This is a genomic window from Brevundimonas sp. NPDC058933 (genome assembly GCF_049315965.1).
Lineage (GTDB): Bacteria > Pseudomonadota > Alphaproteobacteria > Caulobacterales > Caulobacteraceae > Brevundimonas.
The window spans coordinates 186,469-205,397 of sequence record NZ_JBMOSL010000003.1 but is presented as its reverse complement, the minus strand read 5'-3'; the positions used below and the strand labels follow the sequence as shown (position 1 = coordinate 205,397).

17 protein-coding genes are annotated in these 18,929 nt (G+C 63.8%); 12 read left to right on the top strand and 5 right to left on the bottom strand.

All coding sequences use genetic code 11. The features are described 5' to 3' along the window. The first annotated feature begins 263 nt into the window (after positions 1-263). Positions 264-2,873, top strand: coding sequence for a PAS domain S-box protein (locus tag ACOZBP_RS09250; RefSeq protein ID WP_422676133.1), 2,610 nt, complete (start codon positions 264-266; stop codon positions 2,871-2,873). A 346-nt stretch (positions 2,874-3,219) separates the two neighbouring features. Here ACOZBP_RS09250 and ACOZBP_RS09245 read toward each other — a convergent pair whose 3' ends face one another. Beyond that, positions 3,220-3,630, bottom strand: coding sequence for a hypothetical protein (locus ACOZBP_RS09245; RefSeq protein WP_422676132.1), 411 nt, complete (start codon positions 3,628-3,630; stop codon positions 3,220-3,222). Positions 3,631-4,199: 569 nt separating this feature from the next. On the opposite strand from ACOZBP_RS09245, the gene ACOZBP_RS09240 reads away from it, so the two are divergent. The 6 genes from ACOZBP_RS09240 (at position 4,200) to ACOZBP_RS09215 (ending at position 9,506) form a co-directional block, all read left to right on the top strand. Beyond that, positions 4,200-5,864, top strand: a complete 1,665-nt coding sequence (locus ACOZBP_RS09240; RefSeq protein WP_422676131.1) for an FAD/NAD(P)-binding protein — start codon at positions 4,200-4,202, stop codon at positions 5,862-5,864. An 11-nt stretch (positions 5,865-5,875) separates the two neighbouring features. Continuing rightward, positions 5,876-6,379, top strand: coding sequence for a DUF1543 domain-containing protein (locus tag ACOZBP_RS09235; protein WP_422676130.1), 504 nt, complete (start codon positions 5,876-5,878; stop codon positions 6,377-6,379). 292 nt (positions 6,380-6,671) lie between these two features. After that, entirely contained in the window at positions 6,672-7,232 is a 561-nt protein-coding gene (locus ACOZBP_RS09230) for a type 1 glutamine amidotransferase domain-containing protein (RefSeq protein ID WP_422676129.1), read from the top strand. Positions 7,233-7,252: 20 nt separating this feature from the next. Continuing rightward, positions 7,253-7,558, top strand: a complete 306-nt coding sequence (locus tag ACOZBP_RS09225; protein WP_422676128.1) for a hypothetical protein — start codon at positions 7,253-7,255, stop codon at positions 7,556-7,558. Next, on the top strand, positions 7,558-8,328 hold the full coding sequence (locus ACOZBP_RS09220; RefSeq protein WP_422676127.1) for an exodeoxyribonuclease III: 771 nt from the start codon (positions 7,558-7,560) through the stop codon (positions 8,326-8,328). The genes ACOZBP_RS09225 and ACOZBP_RS09220 overlap by 1 nt, the downstream gene beginning before the upstream one ends. Before the next feature lie 476 nt (positions 8,329-8,804). Next, positions 8,805-9,506: a hypothetical protein gene (locus ACOZBP_RS09215; RefSeq protein WP_422676126.1), complete on the top strand. Its 702-nt coding sequence runs from the start codon at positions 8,805-8,807 to the stop codon at positions 9,504-9,506. A gap of 866 nt (positions 9,507-10,372) precedes the next feature. Here the strand turns inward: ACOZBP_RS09215 and ACOZBP_RS09210 are convergent. After that, on the bottom strand, positions 10,373-10,495 hold the full coding sequence (locus ACOZBP_RS09210) for a hypothetical protein (RefSeq protein WP_422676125.1): 123 nt from the start codon (positions 10,493-10,495) through the stop codon (positions 10,373-10,375). Between the two features lie 120 nt (positions 10,496-10,615). Between ACOZBP_RS09210 and ACOZBP_RS09205 the strand changes: the two genes are divergently transcribed. Further along, on the top strand, positions 10,616-10,996 hold the full coding sequence (locus ACOZBP_RS09205; RefSeq protein WP_422676124.1) for a hypothetical protein: 381 nt from the start codon (positions 10,616-10,618) through the stop codon (positions 10,994-10,996). Positions 10,997-11,037: 41 nt separating this feature from the next. Here ACOZBP_RS09205 and ACOZBP_RS09200 read toward each other — a convergent pair whose 3' ends face one another. The 3 genes from ACOZBP_RS09200 to ACOZBP_RS09190 all read right to left on the bottom strand — a co-directional run bounded on the left by ACOZBP_RS09200 (position 11,038) and on the right by ACOZBP_RS09190 (position 11,860). Then, on the bottom strand, positions 11,038-11,292 hold the full coding sequence (locus tag ACOZBP_RS09200; RefSeq protein ID WP_422676123.1) for a helix-turn-helix domain-containing protein: 255 nt from the start codon (positions 11,290-11,292) through the stop codon (positions 11,038-11,040). A gap of 22 nt (positions 11,293-11,314) precedes the next feature. Then, complete coding sequence (locus ACOZBP_RS09195; protein WP_422676122.1) at positions 11,315-11,542, bottom strand: helix-turn-helix domain-containing protein; 228 nt, start codon at positions 11,540-11,542, stop codon at positions 11,315-11,317. Between the two features lie 111 nt (positions 11,543-11,653). Further along, on the bottom strand, positions 11,654-11,860 hold the full coding sequence (locus tag ACOZBP_RS09190; protein WP_422676121.1) for a helix-turn-helix domain-containing protein: 207 nt from the start codon (positions 11,858-11,860) through the stop codon (positions 11,654-11,656). 117 nt (positions 11,861-11,977) lie between these two features. Between ACOZBP_RS09190 and ACOZBP_RS09185 the strand changes: the two genes are divergently transcribed. The 4 genes from ACOZBP_RS09185 (at position 11,978) to ACOZBP_RS09170 (ending at position 18,861) form a co-directional block, all read left to right on the top strand. Next, on the top strand, positions 11,978-12,466 hold the full coding sequence (locus ACOZBP_RS09185; RefSeq protein WP_422676120.1) for an RNA polymerase sigma factor: 489 nt from the start codon (positions 11,978-11,980) through the stop codon (positions 12,464-12,466). Between the two features lie 13 nt (positions 12,467-12,479). Then, complete coding sequence (locus ACOZBP_RS09180) at positions 12,480-13,457, top strand: FecR family protein (protein WP_422676119.1); 978 nt, start codon at positions 12,480-12,482, stop codon at positions 13,455-13,457. Between the two features lie 63 nt (positions 13,458-13,520). Continuing rightward, positions 13,521-16,463, top strand: a complete 2,943-nt coding sequence (locus ACOZBP_RS09175; RefSeq protein WP_422676118.1) for a TonB-dependent receptor — start codon at positions 13,521-13,523, stop codon at positions 16,461-16,463. Between the two features lie 7 nt (positions 16,464-16,470). Beyond that, complete coding sequence (locus ACOZBP_RS09170) at positions 16,471-18,861, top strand: alpha/beta fold hydrolase (protein ID WP_422676117.1); 2,391 nt, start codon at positions 16,471-16,473, stop codon at positions 18,859-18,861. Positions 18,862-18,929 lie beyond the last annotated feature (68 nt).

Genomic DNA, 18,929 nt, shown 5'->3' with positions numbered 1-18,929 from the left:
TATGTCGTGGATGCGCCAGAGGCGGACGTTGGCGAACGGGCGATAATAGGACATTGAACTGTGGCAGCCGGCGGCTGCTTCCGCCTGTCGCGGACGTTGGCGCATCCTCGGTCCAGCGACGCCGAGATCGTCAAGCTCCCGTAAGCTGACTACACGATGGTGATGCGACAATAAGCTGACGCGCTAGCCTCGCTAGTATGAACCGCAGAGCTTCATAGGAGTTTTAAAAAGTCACAGTCCCACCTCATGCCAGTGAAGTCCGAATGAGCCCACCTTCCGTAGACGGGTCGCCGAAGGCCGAACGGGATGCGGAACGCATCGCGAGTGAAGTCCTCGGACTGGAGAGCTCAAACGACCCATTCGTGGCCGCGGTACGGGCGACCCGGATGCCGATGATCATCACTGATCCGAGGCAGAACGATAACCCGGTCGTCTTCGCCAATGACTCCTTCTGTCGACTCACCGGCTACGCGCGATCTGAGATCCTGGGCCGCAATTGCCGTTTCCTCCAAGGGCCTGAGACAGACCCCGAAACGATCAGGAGAATCCACGACGCGGTTGCGTCGGTAGAGCCGATCGAAGTCGACATCCGCAATCACCGCAAGGATGGTCAGCCGTTCTGGAACCGCTTGCTTCTTGCGCCCGTATTCGACGCGGACGGCAAGCTGGCCTACTTCTTCGCGAGCCAGGTCGACGTTACGCTTGAGCGAGAACAGCTTGAAGACCTGCAGTCAGACAACGCGGCGCTGACTGCGGAGCTCACGGCCCGTCTCCATGTGGATCGCGAGCGCGAGCGGGAGCTGGACCTGGCGATGAGGGCGGGTGGACTAGGCGCATGGAGTGTGGATGTCCGCTCCCGAACGCTCGTTGCGTCCGACGCCTACAAGACCCTGATGAGTTGGCCCGCCAACAAGGTCTTTACCTATGAAGACCGGCAGGGCCTCATTCATCCCGATGACCGCGACGCGGTCCGCGCGCAGAGTGACGCGACGATAGGCCGGGGCGCCGACTACCATATCAATCACCGCGTCATCACGCCGACCGGATCGACCCGCTGGATGGAAGCCCGCGGGATCCTCATCCATGACGCCGCCGGAAATCCGCTCCGGATTGCGGGGGTGACAACGGACATAACCGAGCGCGTGCGCGCCGAGCGTCTGCGTTCGGCACTAATGGAGCTGGCGGACGCGCTCCGCGACACCGCCGATCCGGACGAACTGACCCATACGGCCTGTGAGATCTCCGGGCGGACCCTTGAGGTCGACCGTGTCGGTTTCGGCGTCGTCGACCGGCCTACGGAGACCATCACAATCCAGCGAGACTGGAACGCCCCGGGGATCCAGAGTCTGGCAGGCACTCTTAATTTCCGGGATTACGGCAGTTACATTGAAGATCTGAAGCGCGGCGAAACTGTCGTGTTCGATGACGCTCGTATAGACCTGCGGACGAGGGACACCGCCGGAGCGCTGGAGGCGATTTCAGCGCTCGCAGTGGTCAACATGCCCCTGCGCGACCAAGGAGAAACCGTCGCCCTCTTCTATGCGAACAACGCTACGCCGCGCATTTGGCTGGACGATGAGCTCCAGTTCATGCGGGATGTTGGCGAGCGTACCCTTGCCGCTCGCGAAAGACGTAGGGCGGAACGCCACCTCGCAAAGCTCGCGACATCGCTCGAGCGCACGGTCGAACAGAGGACGGCCGAACTTATGGCCAGCGAGGCAGCGCTGCGGCAGGCCCAGAAGATGGAGGCCGTCGGGCAGCTGACCGGAGGCATCGCGCACGATTTCAACAATCTGCTGACCGCCATCTCCGGTAGTCTGGAGATGATGGCGAAGCGGATCGCCGAGGGACGCTTCGAGGACACCGAACGGTTTGTCAGCGTGGCTCAGACCGCGACCGAGCGGGCGACGTCGCTGACCCACCGCCTTCTGGCCTTTTCCCGCCGGCAGACGCTGGAGCCGAAGGCGACAGACGTGCTCGCCCTCGCGCAGGGCATGGAGGAGCTGATCCAGCGGACTGTCGGCCCTGCCATTAAGCTGGAGACGGTCGCGAGCAATCAAATCTGGCCTGTTCTCGTCGACACCAGCCAGCTCGAGAACGCCCTGCTGAACCTATGTATCAACGCCAGGGACGCCATGCCCGACGGCGGAGACCTCACACTCTCGATCGCAAATGTGACGGTCACGGACGAGACAGTTCTGGGACCCGAATGCGCGCTTGGCGACTATGTCCGGCTCTGCGTCGCCGACAAGGGCGTGGGAATGTCCGAAGAGACAATCGCCCGCGCTTTCGATCCATTCTTCACCACCAAGCCTCTCGGACAAGGGACGGGTCTTGGCCTATCGATGATCTATGGGTTTGTGAGGCAATCCAGCGGACAAATCGACATCTCGTCATGTGTCGGCGAGGGCACGACGGTCTGCATCCACCTTCCCCGTTTTCGCGGCGTCGCCCCGGAGGTCGCAACGGAAGCTGATGAGCAACCTTTGCAGCAGGCACGGCGGGCGATGGTCGTCATCGTCGACGACGAGGCTCCGATCCGCATGCTGGCGGCGGAAGCCCTCTCGGAAGCCGGCTTCGATTTTGTGGCTGCGGAGGACGGAAGGTCCGGCCTCGCTCTATTGAACGCCACACCTTCGGCGGAACTTCTGATCACTGACGTTGGTCTGCCTGGTGGAATGAACGGCAGGCAGCTCGCCGATGCCGCCAGAGCCAGACGACCAGACCTGAAGGTGCTGTTCATCACAGGCTACGCCGAGAGCGCGGTGCTCACCGGAGGCGACCTCGACGACGGCATGTACATCATGACCAAGCCGTTCGAACTGAAGGCTCTGGCCAGGCGCGTGGCGTCCATTCTTGACGGGAAATCTTAATGCCTTCTCGCGGCTGCCTGCCGGAGGGGTCGCTGAATTCGACATTGGCTATCTGCACCGCGACCCTGCTTCCGTGAGCCAGATGTAACTGCCCAGCGTCAGGATCCGCTTTTCCCTCTACCCGTCCTCGAGCGAAGCCGTTTTCGGGGCGGCGTAGAACATCGTGATGACCGCCGAGAAGCGCCAGTAGTGGTCATTGCACCCCTGGCCGAAAGAAGACTTTCTATCCTCGTGCGAACTTCCGCTTTCGGGTGAGGCTCTTGGGACCGAAATCGACCCATACGAGACCTTTGTCGAATCCGCATCTGCCACATAGCCATGGCTGACCCTTGGCGCGCGATCAGTCTTACCTTGCCGAGCGGCCCTCGGCGAAGTCGATCGTTGATTGCAGGCCTGGCAGAGCTCTCATCATCTCATCCGACGTTGCTTTCCTGAGTGCGTCGCAGCGTTCTTTGTTCAGCTCGCTCTCGACCGGAGTGCGCGCGCCCTCAGCATAGGACTCCGCCAAAATCGCGCGTAGCGGCTCGGAGAATTCGGTCCGAATATCGGCGAGTTGTTCAAGGCCGAGAATGCTATCCGACAATGTAACGAGAGCGTCTGGCTCACTGAATGCGGCACAGGAGCCCAACACCCGGGCGCGCTTCGAAGCAGCCGAGAAGAACTCGATAGCTTGATCTGCAGCAGCAGCGGCCGTCGGGGCGGCTGGAGGGGGCGAGGAGCTCGCCTGAATAGCGATGGCAGCTAGGAAGGCGATCATCGGGTTCCAATCTTATTTCCACTCACAATCACCCCCTAGGTGACGGTTCCGCCGCAGTCCAGACTGTCCCGGGCCATCTCCAATGAGGGATAGAAGGGTGGGCTTTGCTCACCACTTCGCTGTCTTCAGGTTCCACGCAATGCTCCAAATGGCGACCCGACCACTTTAGCATACGGTGCATTTGGGGAGAAAAGCCCGTCGGGCAAACGATCAAAGTGTCGGCGTGGGGATGTCCGGTTCGGCCAGGGTGTCTATTTCCGCTTTCCACCCCTTCCAGACTCTCCGAAGGTCTGCTTCAAAGCGTGATGTCAGCGCCGCAATCAGACGCCAGCGCACGACGCCGCGGCAACTGCTGCGGTGCGCCGCCGCGGATGATCCGGAGAACTATTCGGCCTTAGTGGGCTGGGCAGGGCGAAAGTCGGGTTTTCGGCCGAAAGACCACACGCCCACCTCAACCCATCGCTGGCGTTCCATGCGCCAGCTTCCCTACGCTCGAAACTACAAAAGTCTCCAATAGTTAGAAATCGCTTGCCAGCGGCGCCTTTGCCCCTGTCGCGCATTGTGGTGCCATGACGCCGTCAATCGCTTTCGTCGGGGCTGGCCCGACAACCCTATACGCCCTTCACGCCCTCCTTTCCGAGGGAGCATGCGCCGCACGGATCACTGTGTTCGAGGCGCGTGCGACGGCGGGATCCGGCAGCCCCTACAGTCCCGATTGGAACGACCGGGCCATGCTGTCGAATATCGCCAGCGTCGAAATTCCCCCGGTGATTGACACCTTGGCAGATTGGCTGGCTGCCCGATCGGACGCCGAACTTGATGCCCTGGACATCAACCGCGCCTTACTGGATGAGCGCACTTTCGTGCCCCGGATCACGCTCGGCCGGTATTTTCAGAACCAGTTCGCGACTATGATCGGACAGGCCAAGGCCGCCGGCGTGGCGATTGAGATCAGGACCGGATGTCAGATTGTTGACGCGGCGAACCGACGCGAGGGCGTCGAGCTGACAGTCGCATCCCCGCCATCCAGCCGGACGACCAAGGCGGTCTTCGATCATGTGGTGCTGGCCACCGGCCACCAGTGGCCTTCCCGCCAACAGGCCCGGCCTGGCTATTTTCTCAGCCCCTGGCCGGCGTCTACCATCGCGGCATTGCCCGCGACCAGCATTGGTATCCGCGGTTCCTCGCTCACGGCCATAGACACGACCGTCGCTCTGGCCGGGTCGCATGGCGCCTTCATCCGCCAACGCGGCCGACTGGTCTATGAGCCCGGACCGAACACGAATGACCTTCGCATCACCATGATGTCCCGCAAGGGCATCCTGCCGGAGGCCGACTTCTACTTCCCCCTGCCGCATGCTTCGCTGGACATCTGCACCCGAGAGGCGGTCTCTGCCCTTATCGATCAGCCCCCGAACTGCCTGCTGGACGCGGTGTTCGACCTTTTCCGGCGCGAGCTGATCCATCTCGATCCCGGCTATGCGGCAGAGACAGATCTGGCTGAAGCGACGCTCGAAAGCTTCGGCGAATCCTACTTTGCCCGACGCACCGGGACCGATCCCTTCGTTTGGGCCGCCGCCAATTTAGAAGAAGCACGGGCGAACCACGCTGCCGAGGTCACCGTGGCCTGGCGCGACGCCATTCTTCGTATGCACGAGATCGTCGCCGCCATAGTCCCCCATCTCGACGCCGTACAGTTCGAGCGGTTCAATCGCGTCTTCAAACCGGTTTTCGTCGACGTCTACGCCGGGGTGCCGCATGAATCGATCGAACGGATACTGGCCCTGCACACCGCCCGCAGGCTGGAGGTCCTCGCGCTGGGAGATGATCATTCGATCGACACCCGCCGGCCCCATGGCGGCGCTCGCGTCACCCTCGACGGTAAGACCCGAGACTTCCCGGTCTTCATCGAGGCCACCGGCCAACCGGCCCTGAGCGCAATTCAATTTCCTTTTCTGTCGCTGCTCGAGCAGGGCATCGTTCGAGACGAGGTGGCTAACGATGCCCCCGACGTTGTGCGCGGCATCGCCGTCGATGATCTGTTCCGTCCGGTCGATGCGACCTTGCCGCTGGACCGGCTCTTCTGTCTAAGCCTGCCATTCCTGATGGGCCGCCACCCGTTCGCCCAAGGCATCACCAGTTCGCACGAAATGGGCGGGATCGTGGGACGCCGGCTGGCGTTTGTTCTTGATACCGAAAAGCCTGTGCCCCATCCCGGCGTGGCGGCGGCCTGAAGCAACGATTAATGAAACTGTTTGCGATCTACATCGGCGGCGAGCATCCGGGCGCGAATATCGAGGTGCACGACATGCGCTTCGTCGCCGCCCCCACGATCGAGGCGACCTATCCGACCCTGCTCGCCCAATGGTGGGGCCGCGAAGGCAGCCTGCATGTGGACTGTTGGTCCGAGATCTCGCAAGCGGACGGCTATGAGGTCAGCCTTCGCCCCGAGCCCTACGAGGGGAAAGAGAAGCTCTACTATGTCAACCTCGGCGGTTATGACGGCGTGGCCTTCGCCGAGCAACACCGCAACGTGTTCGTCGTCGCCGACACCCTCTCAGCCGCTAAGGCACGCGCCATCAAGCGGGCGTCCGGCTGGACCGACGCCCACCGCGACGAAATGTACGAGGCGGAACAGGCCTTCGCGCTCGACGCCGCCGCCCAGGCCCAACGCCTCCACATTCATCTCACGCCCCGCCTGATGTCTGGCGACCCGGCCTTTACCTGCCATTACACCCCGCTGCGCTAATCCGACCCACAGGATACCACGCGTTGCCTTCCCGGCGCCGGACCGCCTGAATCTCACGCGCCCGCCGCTGACTTGGGCTGGCTCCGGGGGCGAGACCTCGAAGTCCCCGGGGAGAATGCTCGACTGGATCCGCACCCAGTCGCGCCCACTGATCGTCTCCAGTCTCCTGTCTGGCCGGATCGATGACGTCGGCCATACTCTCTGACCTGTTGTCGGCTGGGCCGGCCGGAAAAGTGGAACGATCTCCGGATCATGCGGTTTTCGCCCCGACCCCAATGAACAGGAGCCGCCCATGACCACGACCGCCCTCAACGGAAAGACCATAGCGGTGCTCGCAACGGACGGTTTCGAACAGGTCGAACTGACTCAGCCCGTAGAGGCGCTGAGGGCTGCAGGCGCGACCGTCGAGATCGTGGCTCCCAAGGCCGGCGAGATTCAGGGCTTTAGACACCATGACAAGGGCGACAAGACCGTCGTGGATCGCACCCTGGAGACCGCCAACGCCAACGACTATGCCGGCCTTGTCCTGCCTGGTGGCGTCATCAACCCGGACGCCTTGCGTCTTGAACCCGAGGCCATTGCCTTCATCGGCGCCTTCGTCGAGGCCGGCAAGCCTATCGCAGCCATCTGCCATGGTCCTTGGCCCCTGATCGACGCCAAAGCGGTCAGCGGTCGGCGAATGACCTCATGGCCTTCCCTCAAGGCGGACCTGACCAACGCCGGGGCCGACTGGGTCGATGAGACGGTCGTGGTCGACAAAGGCCTGGTCACCTCACGCAAACCGGACGATCTGCCGGCCTTTTGCGCAAAGATGATCGAGGCGTTCGCCGAAAGCCGCCACTCACGATCGTGACGGATCCGGCCGCCTCTAGATTGACCACGCCTGACGGGCGCTATGTCGTTGTCCGCGGGCGTTTGTGGCGCACCTCGAATCCACGCCTATCCGACGACACCCGTCAGGCGCTCGTCGCGGAGCTGATGAGCGCACGACGCGCCGTGCGGGCGGCATTGGTCGATGGCGGGAGCGATCTTGCGACCGCTCGCCGACGCGTCAACCACGCCAAGATCGCGCTCGGTGAGCGAGGACCGGTCTGGTGGAAGGATGGCGAGCCAGACCTCAACCGGCGCATGGCGCGCAACACCTCCTATGCCGACTGGCTCGCGAAGCTCGAGGCCTGATGCGCATCGCAACCTTCAACATCAATGGCGTCAACACGCGGTTGGCCAACCTGCTGGCATGGCTTGAGGAGACCGCGCCCGATGTTGCCTGCCTGCAGGAGCTTAAGACGACGCAGGAAAGGTTTCCGGAGAAGGCGCTGAAAGACGCGGGCTATGACGCGGTCTGGCAGGGAGAGCATCGCTGGAACGGCGTGGCGATCCTGTCGCGGCTGGGAGAGCCGGTGCTGACGCGGCGCGGGCTTCCGGGCGGGGCGAAGGATGCGCAGAGCCGCTACATCGAGGCAGCGGTGGCGGGGGTCCTGATCGGATGCCTGTATCTGCCGAACGGCAACCCGTGGCCGGGTCCGAAGTTCGACTACAAGCTGACGTGGTTCAAGCGGCTGCAGGCTCATGCGCGAACCCTGCTGCACAGCGGCGCGCCGGTGGTGCTGGCGGGAGACTACAACGTCGTACCCACCGAGCGGGACATCTACAACAGCCGGTCGTGGAAGACAGACGCCCTGCTGCAGCCCGAGAGCCGGGCGGCCTATGCGGAGCTAGTGGATCAGGGCTGGACCGACGCGCTGCTGGAGCGGTTTCCGGAGCAGCCTCCGTGGACCTTCTGGCAGTATTTCAGACAGGCTTGGGAGCGGGACGCCGGGCTGCGCATCGACCACCTGCTCCTCAGCCCCGCGCTGGCGCCTCGCCTTAGAGACGCCGGCGTTGATCGCCACGTCCGCGGTGAGCATCGCGCCAGCGATCACGCCCCCGTATGGGTCGAAATCGATTAGCCCCGCAGAGAAGGTCAGAAGAGGTCGCCCTGGGCCAGCAGCCCGGGCGCGCCTGTCTCGCACGGCGCCCCCCTCGCTTGAGTTCGGTGCTGGCGCTGAAGCGAATGTCTTCGTCCCGATCCTGCGCGAGCGCCTCCAGAACCTCCCGAGGCAGTTTCGACCAGGCCTGACCGCGCGAGGCGCCGCTCGGGACCCGAGGCAGCAGCCCGGGCGTCTCGCTCCACGCCAGAAGTTGGTCCAACGGAACGGCGTTCAACATGTCGCGCAGGTGATGCGCGGTGACATACCCACGCAAGTCCCAAGCGGAAGCACCTTCCGGCTCATCCCGGCCGGGCGTCAAACCTAGTGGTGCTCTGAAAAGGTGGTGCCGCTTAGGTGACTCGAACACCTGACCCCCGCATTACGAATGCGAAGGTGGTACCGCCCAGAGCGGACATTCCCAATCGCCGCTTTGAGTCAGGCATGGTCATTTTCTGATGTCGCAGATGCGCCAGAAGGAGACATTGGCCTTCACTCCGACACTTGACCTTCATCGTCGTAGCGCGGCGAGCCTCGGCAAAGCGGCGCTTGTCGTTCTCACCGAGGGCGCTGCACCGATTGACATTTCTGGTGCCTACCTTCGGGCGGTTGAGGACCACCAGTTGGCGGATGCCGGCGATGATCTCGACCGGTTTTTGCGCAATGCTAAGGCACCCCAGATAATCACGGTCGATGTGCCTGAGGCGAATGATCGGACCGATTATGTGCTTGAGTCTGCCTTCTGGCTAAATGCGCAAGCGCTCGGGTTTCCAGTGCAGTTCGATCTGAAACATCTCGGGCAGGATATGCGCGAAGATTGGTATTTCGACTGCCTTCAGTACGACGACATTTTCAAGCGGTCGCCGAGCTGGCCTTCGCTCTGCCGCCCGAACCCCACGGCGATCGGCCAGCGAACATCAGTCTTTTCGGTTCGTGCGGGTCGGGATGATGGCTGGGGCGGCCCTCGCCATTCTGATCGTGGTGGCCGTGGTGCTGAGCGCGACGGCGGGCGGCTAGATCTACTCCACGAACGTGCCCATGCATCGGGCCTTGAGCTGGGCCGCAGTCGCCTTGCCCTCAAGGGTGTAGACGTCGGACTGAGTATAGCCCTCCTTGAGAAGGGCGGTGCGCACCTGGCTCGGTATTCTGAACCGGCCTGAAGCAGCCAGTTCGAAAGCGCGCTCGATGATCGGTTTCCTTGTGAGCATCGCTACAACTCCCCTGTTCGGCGAAATGTAACGCGAATGTGGCGGCTGGGTTTCCGGGATGCGGCCGCCGGTCGCAAGACGCCCGGTCGCAGTCCTTGTCGGCGGAATCTACGGCTTCAGTCGTGGGAGCAGATCAAGACCGGAAAGCAGGGCACCGAGGTCGAGTTCGCCAAGGCGAAGTCTGAAGCGAATTAGAGCAGCCGTTCGATGTTCATGACGAACTTGAACAACTGGTCGAGGCGCAGAAGCAGGAATCCGAAAAGCGTAGCCATAACGTAACCCTAGGCTGGGGACGTCCAGGCTCAAGTTACAACTTCGACAGCGTAAGCCCGGAAAAGCCAGATTTGGGACGGCCCGACGCTAGGTGTGAGGGCTGAAGCAGCGCCGGACCGTCAGCAATCTTCCCCACGAGAATGCTCAGGGTAAACCCTGATGCGGTGCTCCGGGTTCCTCACTAGGTTAAACCCTGAACGCGTCCTAAGGGTTTACCCTAAGGGTTTCGCCCGACTGGTTTCTAAGGGTTAAGCCTGATCGCAGCGAACCGCGTTTCGGTTTGGCCTACGGACGACGCCCCAAAGGGCGGACGGCGGGCGTGTTTTTGCAGCCGGGCGCCTCAGCTGAAGCGACGTCAGACAAGCGAAGCGCTTCCCGCGCCCCGCTATCGAGCAGGATCCGCCTGGTTACGGCCGGCGCGCCGCGAAGCGGCAGGGGCGAGCCGAAGTGGGCGAGCCACACCTCAGCCATACGCTCGTCCTCGTCCTTCAATGTTCGCTCCTCCTCCTGAAGCAGCACCCCAGCCGGCGAACCGACGCCTTAGCCTAAAGCAGCGCCGCCACGCCCCTCGCCATGACGATGGAGCTGACGATGACGAAGAGGCCGACAGCCACGGTCAGGCCCACGATGAGGCCACGCTCTGAGCGCTTGGGTTCGTCGCGATCCATCTCGATCTCCCCTGTGACGGCCGAGCTTACACCGCATCGGCACAACGCCCCCTAAGCCCTGCACACGACGTGCCGAGGCGCATTCACGACTCATCTCTACAATCAGAACTGGAGACCGACATGGACCGCAAGGCCCTGTTCGACGCTGTGCGCCCCTGTGGGCCCGGCGCGAAGTTGAAACCTGAATGGGTGCCGATCATCGACGCCCTGGCCGACGCCATGGGCTTGCCGCGCGCAGCCGGCGGCCCGGGCAAACCAGACCCGGAACTGATCGCGGCGCTGAAGAAGGACGAGGGGCTGAGGCTGAAGGCCTATCCCGACGCGCTGTCGCCACGCGCCAGAACCGGCAAGGGGTCGGGTGCGCCATGGACCATCGGATATGGCCGAGCGCGGGGTATTCAGGAGCGCCTCTTTCAACTCGCCGAGCAGTTTGGCTACGCCGTACGGCGAAGCCACCCAATGCGCCAAGCCCGACATCGTGAGCGAGCGCTTCCAGCGTGAGGTCTAACGCGTCCGACAATTGGATTAGGCAAGGACCGAGATTATTCTAGAAGCCGGCTCGGCGGCACGCCCAGCGCAGCAGCAAGACGTCCCAACGCCCTAACGCTGGGATTTCTCGTGCCACGCTCGAGATCGCTTAGATAGCTTCGCTTCATGCTGGCTCGAAACGCCAGCTCCTCTTGCGAAAGGTCTGCAGTTGTCCTGAGGACGCGCACGTTGCGGCCTAATAGCCCGACAACGTCCGTTGCCGCAGAAGACCGCACGGGTCGAGATTGGCTGCCCACCAGACGTGTCATTTCATGTAGCTATTCGCCGGTCTCAGTAATCCTGATCCGCAGGGGTGCTTGATAGGAGATCGATGGGATCTCGATCCAAGGCCTTGGCTATTCGCTCGACGACCTTAAGGGTGGGATTTCGGCGCCCCCGCTCCAGTTCACCAATATAGCTGTAGGCAAGCCCGACATCGTGAGCGAGCGCTTCCAACGTAAGGCTCTTTGCGCGCCTCGCGTTTCTAACATTTCTGCCAAATGTGGAAGCCAGCCCCATCGACCCAACGGGCCGATAAGGAGCCGACAGAACCAGTTACGATAGTGACCAAAGCGAACGTTTGGCATGTTTCCCGGGGCAAGATGGCGAATACCCTCACCCCTTTCGTCGCTACTTCAGCAGCAATATGTGCGGACTTACGTTCAACGCATCGGCAACCGCCTCAATAACCGCTAGCGACGGATTTCGCCGACCGCGTTCAAGTTCGCCGACATAGCTATAAGAAAGGCTCGCGGCATCAGCGAGCGCCTCAATTGTAAGGTCGCGCGTTTGCCGAATACGCCGGACGTTTCGCCCAAATGCCTCCCGCAGATCCATCGATCCAACGGCAGCGAAACAACCTCGCCTCTCCAGTCACTATAGTAACCATTCGACAAGGCTGTTAGACTCTCGGTGATGCCTTTGGCTCCGGCGTCGCTGGCTGGACGCGTTCTCATGACGTTTGGATCGGACCGACTAGACGACCACGAACGGCGTGGTCTTTCGCAGCTGTACGGTCAGTACTCTGACTGGCTCTCAACCCGTCTCCGCCATTTAGGCGTTACGGGTGTCGACGACGTCGTCCAAGAAACCTACCTCCGAATCGCCCCCTACCAGGCGCGCGGCGAAGTCCGTCACCCCAAGTCCCTCCTCCTCCGGATCGCCACCAACCTCGTGGCCGAAGAAGGCCGCCGCGCTCAAAGACAACGCCGCCAAGCCGCCACCACGCCCCCCTCCACCGACGCCGCGTCCCAGACCGAAACCGTCCTTCTGAAGCAGCTCATCCTGAAACTTCCGCAACCCGAGCGAGATATTTTCATGCTCAGCCGCTTCGGAGGTTTGACAAACGAGCAGATCGCTGGGCGATTAGAGGTGTCGGTGAAGACCGTGGAGCGTCGCATTTCGCGGGCTCTAAAACAGGTCGATGCTCAACTCCGACGCTAGATCAGGGGCTTCAATGCCGGCTGAGGCAAAGACACGAACGGCCGCCGACGACCAGGCGACCAATTGGATTGCGCGGCTGGGCACGCGCACCATTTCGCTGGACACCATCCAGGCGTTCGCCAAATGGCGCGAGGACCCTGCGAACGCCGAAGCCTATCGCCGCGCGGAGCAGTTGTGGTCGCGCACAGGTGAACTTGCGAACGATCCCGATATCCAGGCCGCGCTGGCGCAGGCGCAGCGTCGACGTCCCAGACGCTTCGGCGCCAAACAGATCGCCGCGGCCGGCCTCACAACAGCCCTGGCGGCCTCGCTCGCGGTGGGAGCCTTCTTCTGGCAGATCCGCGACACCTACGCGACCGAGGTCGGCGAGCAGAGATCCTTGCAACTGGCGGACGGATCCCGCGTGCGCCTGGACACCGCCTCCAAGATAAGGGTCCGCTTTACAGAGGGCGAACGCCGCATCGAACTCGCCGAGGGCCAAGCCTTCTTCGAGGTGGCGCACAATCCCGCCCGCCCCTTCGTGGTCATGACCGCAGACGCGTCCGTGACGGCGGTCGGGACTGTCTTCGAAGTGCGCCGCGTGGGGTCAGAGACGCGGGTCGTTCTCGTGTCGGGCGCCGTAGACGTGGCGCAGGCTGGCGCACCTAGTGCGCCCCAAAGGTTGTTGCCGAACCAGCAGACGGCGATCAAATCAGGCAGGGCCAAGGTCTCCGCCATAGATGCCGACACTGCGACCAGCTGGACTGACGGGGAACTGACCTTCACAGACACGCCTCTGGTCGAGGCCGTCGCCGAGGTAAACCGCTATCTCGCCACCCCGATCGTCCTTGACGCGCCGGCCGCCGCGAACACGCCGATCAACGGCGTCTTCCGCAGCGGAGACCGCACAGCCTTTGTTTCGGCGGCGGCGCACCTGTTCAATCTGAAGGCTATCCGAGAGGCTGACGGCAAGGTTCGTTTGGTCAGCTCAAGGAATAATGCGCCGGGGTGAGGGTCAGCCCCCACCTAAACCGTCTCTTCCCCGACGCGCTGTTGCGTCGTGGGGGAAGATATCATGACCGCCTACCGTTCAAGCCTGTGCACCGGCGTCGCCATACTGGCCATATCCGGCGCCGCCCAGGCCCAGTCTCCGACGCCAGCTCAAATCAACTTCTCCATTCCGGCCGGTTCCCTGGGAGCGGCGCTCAACGCCTACGCCAGTCAGGCCGGCCGCCAACTCATGTTCACCTCCGACCAGGTCGCGGGCCGCCGGACGTCTGGCCTCACCGGGCGGATGACCGCCGACGCCGCGCTCGAACAGCTTCTGGCAGGTTCCGGCCTCGTGGCGGTGCAATCGTCCAGCGGCGCCTGGGTTCTTCAGCGCGGGTCTCGGGATGAACTCGCGGAGGCCGTGGTCGTCGATGACGTCGTCGTCACCGGCACCCTGCTGCGCGGCCCCGGCGACACCCCCTCCCCTGTCACGGTGATCCGGCGCGATGATCTCGACCGAACCGGCCGCGCCACCATTGCGGACGCCCTCGCCGCCCTGCCCCAGAACTACGCTGGCAGCGGCACGCCGACGGCGGCTCTGGTCGGATCGGATCCGATGCAGAGCAATTCGGGCCTTGCGACCGGGGTGAACCTGCGCGGTCTCGGGCCTGACTCCACCCTGGTGCTGGTCAACGGCCGCCGGATGGCCGGCGCCGGCGGCCGCGGCGATTTCGCCGATGTTTCGGCCGTTCCGACCGCCGCCGTCGAACGCGTAGATGTGCTGCTCGACGGCGCCTCCGCCCTCTATGGCGCCGACGCCGTCGGCGGCGTCGTCAACATCATCCTGCGGCGGGACTTCGACGGCCAGGAAAGCCGCCTGCGCGTCGGCGCCTCGAAAGGCGGCGGCGAGTCCGTCATAGCTGCCCACACCGTCGGCCGGACATGGTCCACCGGACAGGCGCTTCTCTCATATGAGTACGAGCGCCAGAACGCCCTGAGCACCATGGATCGCCCCTACACAGCGACAGGCGACCTCAGGCCTTTCGGCGGCACGGACCACCGGACCTACTACGCGGTCCCGGGCAATATCGTCCGCTTCGACAACGCCAGCAGCAGCTATGTCGTCACCCACGCTATCCGCCCAGGCGCCGGCGGCGTCGCGGTTTCAGCGGCAGATTTCGCGGCAGGCCAACAAAATTACGGCAACACCCGCGTGGGCGCTGCGCTCGTTCCGGAGTTCGATCGCCACGCGGCCTATCTCTACGCCCGGCAGCAGGTCGGAGCGCATCTAGAGTTCACGGGTGATCTCCGTTTCAGCCAGCGCGAGTTCGAGACCGAGAGCATTACCCCGACCGCCATCGCGACCGTCACGACGGCCAATCCGCACTTCGTGTCTCCGACCGGCGCGACGTCGCACAGCATCGCCTATTCCTTTGGTGCAGACCTGGGGATTTCGCAACGCTCCGGTCGAGCGCGCAGTCTCGGCGCGACCCTCGGCGCACGGGTCTTCCTGCCCGCCGACTGGGAGGCTGAAGCCTTCCTGACCTATGGAACCGAGCGGGCCGACGACGGGCGTCGCGGCATGATTCAGTCCACCTACCTGCAGGAGGCGCTGGGAAACACCATAGACAATCCGGCGACCGCCTTCTCGGCGCCGCGTGACGGCTACCTCAACCTCTTCGGTTCAGGCGCGGCCAACTCGAGCGCCGTCCTGGACTTCATCTCCAGCGGCTGGACTCGATATACCGATGAAAGCGAGGTGGCCTCCGCCAATCTGATCGCCCAGGGCGCGGCGTTCAGACTGCCCGCCGGAGATTTGAAGGTCGCGGTCGGCGCCCAGTTTCGAACGGAGGCGTTGAAGAACAGCGGCGTCACCTTCACCTCCGGCCTCACCCCGCTCTCGACCCGATCCCCGGACAAGGACCGTAAGGTCGCCGCCGCCTTCATCGAGGTTCGCGCGCCGCTCATAGGTCCAGACAACGCCATCCCCGGCGTGCAAAAGCTCGAGCTCTCCCTCGCAGGCCGCCTGGAGGACTATGACGACATAGGCTCCACCGCCAATCCCAAGATCGGTCTGATGTGGACCCCGGTCGATGACCTCAAGGTCCGCGCCAACTGGGGGACGTCCTTTCGCGCGCCGGCCATGACCGAACTGGCGCAACGCCGCTACATTTCGGCGACCTTCGTCGCCGATACCGTCGGCCAGCAGGTCGCCCTGTTTGAAGGCGGCGGCAATCCGGACCTCAAGCCCGAAACGGCGGACACCTTCACCCTCGGGTTCGACTACCGCCCCAGGGACAGGCCATGGCGGTTCGGCGCCACCTGGTTCGACATCGCCTTCTCCGATCGGATCGGACGCCCCGCGCTCGACAACCTCACCCAGGTCCTGCTGGATCCCAATCTTGCGCCCTTTGTCCATCGGGTCGATCGGAACTCCGCCGCCGACCGGGCGGCCGTGGACGCCCTGATCAACAGCCCTGACTTTCTTCTGCCCGGAGTCCTTCCCGCAGACGCCTTCGGCGTCATCGTCGATGGACGCTGGTTGAACACGGCGGCGGTAGAGGTGCGCGGCCTCGACGGCTACGCAGCCTACGACCTGAACGTGGCCGGAGGCGAACTCACCCTGGATGCCACGGCCTCCTACATGATCGACTACAAGCGTCGCATCACCACGGCCGCGCCGACCGTCGACCTTGTCGACACCTACGGCCACCCGGTCGATCTGCGCGGCACAGTCTCCGGGCGCTGGGTGCGAGACGATGTTTCACTCCGGGTGGCGGTGAACCATGTCGGCGGCTACCGCGACCTCCTGGAGTCCCGGATCGGCTCCTGGACGACGACGGACATGCAGGTCGGATGGACGCCTTCCGGTTCATGGGGCGAAGGGCTCAGCCTGACCGCCTCGGTGCGGAATGTTTTCGATGCGGACCCGCCCTTCTATGACGCCACAACCGGCATAGGCTTCGACGCCGGGCAGGCCGATCCGCTGGGCCGGACCTTCGCGCTGCAACTGACCAAGCGCTGGTAGGTTCGTCATGCTTCGCACAGTGCTCGCCGCCGCGAGCGCGGTCCTGATCTGCGGATCGGGACCGGCTCTCGCCACGCCCTTCACCCTTGAAGACATGCTTCGTATCGAACAGTTCGGGCAGGTCTCGCTGTCGCCCCAAGAGACGACCGTCGCATTCGAGCGGATCGGTCCAATCCAGGGCGCCGGCCCCTATGAATATGATGCTCTGGACCTGGTGCTGCGCTCCCAGATTATGGTCGCGCCACCCGACGGTCACACCGCGCCACGGCCGCTCCTGCCTGAGGTCGAGGGCAAGGGCCATGTCATCGGCGCCTGGTCGCCCGACGACCGCAGACTGCTCGTTTACCGTCTGCGGGACCGGACCTTCACGGCCGGGATCGCAGACACGGTCACTGGCGAGGTCGAATGGCTCTCCGGTACGCCGGAGAGCGCCATGTGGGGCCGGTCCGCCCAATGGCGCAATGGCGACGACCTGGTCATGATCCAGCGCGCTGACGGCGATCTCCCCCCGCTGGTGCGGCAGGGTTTCCACGTCCAGGAACGGATGAGCCAGCTTTGGCGGTCGACCCGCGAGGGACTGCAGCCCGGGCGCACCTTGATGGGCGGCGGCGCTTTTCTGGGCCTGAACCCGAGACCTGCGGACTCGCACCTGGTGCTCGTCTCTGCCGCCTCGGGACAGCAACGGCCCCTGGCGACGGGCCGTTTCCATGACCTGGAGATCGCGCCGGGCGGAGCCTTCGTCGCCGCTGTCAGGTTCTCAGGTGACCGTCCGTTCGATCCCGACATTCCTTTCCTACAGGGAGATTTCTCGGAAAGGCGCGAGCTCACCCTCGTCGACCTGGGAAGCGGCGAGACGTGGGAGCCCCTGCCAAGACAGGACATATCCCCGCTGCTCATGGCTTGGTCGCCCACAGGGGATCGCCTGCTCGTCTGGGCGAGACAGGACGGCGAAGCCTGGTCGGACGGTCGGCTGATGCAGATCGATCCGAAACGGAAGACCGCCACGCCCACCCTGCTTGGCGGCTTCAAACCCGCGAGGGTCGAGACGGGACTGCGTACCCAGTTTGTCAGTGCGGACTGGCTTGGCGAGACCCCCGTCCTCTATGTTCAGAACGGCGAACGGCGAGACTGGGTCGCCCTCGCCGAGGCTGGTCCGCAGGTGCTGACCGCAGATCTGACCTCGCCTTCCGTGTCCCTTGTCGCGGTTTCCCCACACCGCCTGGTGGTGCAATCCGGCGCCGAGGCCTGGTCCGTCGATCGAAAGGGCAGCGCAGAACGTCTGGGAAGGGCGGTCCGCACCCGGCCGAGCGTCACATCGGCCTTGGTCAGTCAGGGGCAGCGCTTCTCCTTCAACAGCCCGCCACGACGGGACTGGACGTTGACCGGCGATGGTGACGAGATCTGGCGGGTCGATACTGCCACGGGCGCCATGCTTGGCGTCAAGGTGACGAGGCCATCCCGGATACTGGCCGCGGCAGAACGGCGCGTCGTCAGCGCGACCCGGGATGACCGCAACGGCTTGGCGCTAGCCCTGGATGGCGAACCGCCGATGATCCGATTGAACGACCGGCTCTCAGAGATCGCCTTCGCCCCCGCGGAGGCGGTGACCCACCAGGCTTCGGACGGCAGCTCCCTCGTGAGCTGGCTCTATCGCCCGCTCAAACCGAGCGAAAGAAAGCCCGCCTTGATCGTCATTCCCTATCCTGGCGAGCCCGCATACGCACCGGTCTCGCCGGAGGACGGCGTGACCTCCAACGTCCAACTGATGACGGCGGCCGGCTATGCTGTTCTGATCCCAAGTCTCCCCAGACCAGACAGACGAGGCGAACCCGCCATCGGCATGGCGGACGACATCCTCGCCGCTGTTGACGCCGCCGCGTCTCTGGAGGTTTTCGACCCCAAACGTATCGTTTTGTGGGGGCACAGCTTCGGCGCCTTTGCAGCAGTCGCCGCCGCCACCCAGTCGGATCGCTTCTCCGCCGTCATCGCCGCGAACGGTCCCTACAATCTCCTTAGCGCCTGGGGTCAGTTTTCCTTAGCGCCCTCTCTATCGCCGGCAGACGGACTGCCGGTTCGGTCTCGGGCTGGCTGGGTCGAGACGGGCCAAGGCGGGCTGGGGTCTCCGCCCTTCGCGGACGCCGACCGCTACGTGCGCAACAGCCCCGCCCTGGCCGCCGGTCGCATCTCGGCGCCTGTCCTGCTGTTCACGGCCGATCGGGACTATGTGCCGCCGGGTCAGGCCGAGGAACTGTTCTCGGCCCTCTACCGACAGCAGAAGGATGTCGTCCTCGTCACCTACCGGGGCGAAGGCCACGTCCTTTCCAGTCCTGCCAACATTCGCGACTTCTACGACACCGCATGGGCATGGCTGGATGAGGTTCTGCAGCGTCCGGAATGATCCTCAACTTGTGTCCCTGCCGCTGGAGGCTCTAGTGGTAGCCCTTGCCTTAAAAGGTTCTGGCGCAT

Coding starts and splice junctions, on each gene's coding strand:
- ACOZBP_RS09240 (WP_422676131.1), top strand. CDS start 4,200: ATGACGCCGTCAATCGCTTTCGTCGGGGCTGGCCCGACAACCCTATAC.
- ACOZBP_RS09205 (WP_422676124.1), top strand. CDS start 10,616: ATGGACCGCAAGGCCCTGTTCGACGCTGTGCGCCCCTGTGGGCCCGGC.
- ACOZBP_RS09200 (WP_422676123.1), bottom strand. CDS start 11,292: ATGACACGTCTGGTGGGCAGCCAATCTCGACCCGTGCGGTCTTCTGCG.
- ACOZBP_RS09230 (WP_422676129.1), top strand. CDS start 6,672: ATGACCACGACCGCCCTCAACGGAAAGACCATAGCGGTGCTCGCAACG.
- ACOZBP_RS09210 (WP_422676125.1), bottom strand. CDS start 10,495: ATGGATCGCGACGAACCCAAGCGCTCAGAGCGTGGCCTCATCGTGGGC.
- ACOZBP_RS09190 (WP_422676121.1), bottom strand. CDS start 11,860: ATGGATCTGCGGGAGGCATTTGGGCGAAACGTCCGGCGTATTCGGCAA.
- ACOZBP_RS09185 (WP_422676120.1), top strand. CDS start 11,978: ATGACGTTTGGATCGGACCGACTAGACGACCACGAACGGCGTGGTCTT.
- ACOZBP_RS09175 (WP_422676118.1), top strand. CDS start 13,521: ATGACCGCCTACCGTTCAAGCCTGTGCACCGGCGTCGCCATACTGGCC.
- ACOZBP_RS09245 (WP_422676132.1), bottom strand. CDS start 3,630: ATGATCGCCTTCCTAGCTGCCATCGCTATTCAGGCGAGCTCCTCGCCC.
- ACOZBP_RS09215 (WP_422676126.1), top strand. CDS start 8,805: ATGTCGCAGATGCGCCAGAAGGAGACATTGGCCTTCACTCCGACACTT.
- ACOZBP_RS09180 (WP_422676119.1), top strand. CDS start 12,480: ATGCCGGCTGAGGCAAAGACACGAACGGCCGCCGACGACCAGGCGACC.
- ACOZBP_RS09235 (WP_422676130.1), top strand. CDS start 5,876: ATGAAACTGTTTGCGATCTACATCGGCGGCGAGCATCCGGGCGCGAAT.
- ACOZBP_RS09250 (WP_422676133.1), top strand. CDS start 264: ATGAGCCCACCTTCCGTAGACGGGTCGCCGAAGGCCGAACGGGATGCG.
- ACOZBP_RS09195 (WP_422676122.1), bottom strand. CDS start 11,542: ATGGGGCTGGCTTCCACATTTGGCAGAAATGTTAGAAACGCGAGGCGC.
- ACOZBP_RS09220 (WP_422676127.1), top strand. CDS start 7,558: ATGCGCATCGCAACCTTCAACATCAATGGCGTCAACACGCGGTTGGCC.
- ACOZBP_RS09170 (WP_422676117.1), top strand. CDS start 16,471: ATGCTTCGCACAGTGCTCGCCGCCGCGAGCGCGGTCCTGATCTGCGGA.